Below are 448 nucleotides of genomic sequence, written 5' to 3' on the forward strand. Positions count from 1 at the left end.
AAGCTGTCCTCTATGCCGAAATGATGTGGAGGGCGGAGAAAAGCTCTAGGTCACTATAAAATTTATCATAACATCTTTTGGATTGTCCTGTCTATAGGCTTGATGGAAAACTGCCAAAATTGAGTATGGCGGCAATATTTCGAGAAGAACAGGCTAAACGATTGAGAAGGCGGCTGGCTAAAACATCATGATCAATGTCCCGATGGTAATGAGCAGCACCCCGATCACCACTTTCGCGGACAGCGGTTCGCCGAGAAACATCGCCGCAAACAAAATCGTCAGCACCAAGCTCGACTTGTCAATGGCGGTGACGCGCGAGACATCGCCGATTTGGATTGCTTTGTAGAAACAAAGCCACGACAATCCGGTTGCTGCTCCTGAGAGGCAGAGAAACACCCAGCTTTTCGTTGAGATCACTTTGACGCCTTGATGGGCGCCTGTCATCCAG

The 448-nt window shown here is 48.9% G+C and carries 1 protein-coding gene; it reads right to left on the reverse strand.

Going from position 1 to position 448, the window contains the following annotated elements:
• Positions 1-177: 177 nt before the first annotated feature.
• On the reverse strand, positions 178-448 hold a 271-nt coding region (locus E0L37_RS21405), incomplete at its 5' end, for an EamA family transporter (RefSeq protein WP_166643127.1).

It is taken from the genome of Alcanivorax sp. 24 (assembly GCF_004360225.1).
Taxonomy (GTDB): Bacteria; Pseudomonadota; Gammaproteobacteria; order Pseudomonadales; family Alcanivoracaceae; genus Alloalcanivorax; species Alloalcanivorax xiamenensis.